Raw genomic sequence first — 1,885 nt, 5'->3', positions numbered from 1 at the left:
ATATAAAGTATTGTATATATTTATTTTTTATACACCCGGCAGCTTCCCCGCGGCACGTCAATGTCCGTCCTGCCGTCCACTCCCCTCCGGCCCGGCGGTGAATCCGGCTCCGGCCATCCCCGCAGAAGGGAGATAAAGGAGATGACGGCAAGGCGGCCATCAGGAATAATAATGTGCGTCTTGTAGTTAATGTCCAAGTTTGGAAAGCTTGGGTAGTATTGTTCACGTATGTGCGCAGGGATAAACCGAAGCCGGCACAAAAGAATACCCGGCTCAAAGGCCTGTCTGCCCTGCGTCTTCCGCAACCGGGAAATAGTGGTCCCCGCATATCTGTCTGTATCGTTTTTGTTAAACTTTTCATCTGTTGCCTTATTGCCTCTTGTTACTGTGTTCTGCGAATCAACCCCTCCTGAATGAACCAAAGGATGATCGACTGCCCCCTGTTTCCGGATCGTTCGAACCTATACGATCCATCCGTTAAATTATCTGACACTTACCAAGTGCCGGAATGATGTAGGGGACTAATATTAACATATTTCTAATTAACACATTAACTTATATAAAATAAAAATTAAAGCAGGCTTATGACACAAATTGTTAAACATGCGGGCCTCCACCGAAAGGAAAACGGGGAGGCGCGCACCTGTTAATTGATTGGCAACCAATCATTTTTACGGATTGAAACTGACTTTACACAGCAAAAGCATCATTAAACATAGATTAAACAAGCTCAAAACCAATTGGATATGGAATTATTACACCTTAACGAACATATTTCCTGCCGGACTTGCCTGAACTGCGACAAAGGCGCAAACCCGTCCATTGAAATAAAACAAGCCGGCAAAGGCGTCCTGCTCACCGAGCAATCCGTGCAGCATATCATTATCTTCCTGCTCGAGGGGGAGGTCACCTACTCCTTCGGGATGTACCATAACCGCAGGATGCGCAGCGGACAGGCGCTTTACCTGCCGGTAGGCTACAACTTTAGCTACAGGGCTGAATCCGAAGCTCTACTCTTGTTTATACGTCCTTACTCCACGCTGCAGTTCTGCGACTGCTACAGCCTGCAGGACCTGATACGCCGGACGTTGGATACGGGAATGGATTCCCCCTGGCTGCTGGAAATCAAGGAACCCGTAAAGGGTTATACGGATATGCTGGTCTGCTGTATACGCAAAGGACTCTGTTGCGGGTATTATAATGAACTGAAAATAAATGAATTGATCTACCTGTTCGGGGAGTTTTATACGCGGGAGGAACTTGCGCTGTTTTTCAGCGAAGCCCTCAGCCGCGACGCGGGATTCTCTCATTATGTGATGAACAATTACCACAAATACAGCACTCTTTCCGAACTGGCATCGTCCATGAATATGTCCCTGTCAAGCATAGAGAAACATTTCAGGAAGGCTTTCAATACCTCCGGATACAAATGGATGAACGACCATAAGGCAAAAAAGATATTCCATGCCCTCCGCGCCGGCGACCATAACCTCAAGGAATTAAGCCTCGAATTCGGCTTTGCATCCGAATCGAGCTTTAACCGCTTCTGCAAACAACGCTTGGGACGTCCTCCGGGAGAAATAAGAAAAATACCCGATTATAAAAATGGATAATAAATAGATAAAAACGGGTAATGTATTTGATAAAATAACGTTTACTTTTGCATATGTTTATATGCGTTAAACAAACAGGTTCCGGCACTTGGTAAGTGTCAGGTGTTCAGACTAAACAGTAAAATTAACGCAAAATGTTCAGTTTTGTGTGATCCGGCTCCAAATTAGCCCCTCTTTTCCGCTTTTCAGTTAAAATATGATTGCAAATATAAAATAAATATTTTATATTCAGGTAGAAACAAAAAAAAATCTGCCGCTATATAAATACAGCA

The 1,885-nt window shown here is 44.6% G+C and carries 2 protein-coding genes; one reads left to right on the top strand and one right to left on the bottom strand.

Features of this window, described 5'->3' with window-relative positions; genetic code table 11:
- Positions 1-361: hypothetical protein (locus IR083_RS11050; protein WP_194224377.1), on the bottom strand; the 361-nt coding region annotated here is incomplete at its 3' end.
- 385 nt (positions 362-746) lie between these two features.
- Here IR083_RS11050 and IR083_RS11045 point away from each other — a divergent pair.
- Positions 747-1,613 carry a helix-turn-helix domain-containing protein gene (locus tag IR083_RS11045; protein WP_194224376.1) on the top strand — a complete coding sequence of 289 codons (867 nt, stop codon included), beginning with the start codon at positions 747-749 and terminating at the stop codon, positions 1,611-1,613.
- Positions 1,614-1,885: the final 272 nt, after the last annotated feature.

This window comes from Dysgonomonas sp. GY75, assembly GCF_015234155.1.
Classification (GTDB): domain Bacteria; phylum Bacteroidota; class Bacteroidia; order Bacteroidales; family Dysgonomonadaceae; genus Dysgonomonas; species Dysgonomonas gadei.
This window is presented reverse-complemented; position numbering and strand designations above follow the sequence as displayed.

Bases quoted from the DNA above. Each gene is read 5' to 3' on its own strand.
- IR083_RS11045 (WP_194224376.1), top strand. From the start codon at position 747: ATGGAATTATTACACCTTAACGAACATATTTCCTGCCGGACTTGCCTG.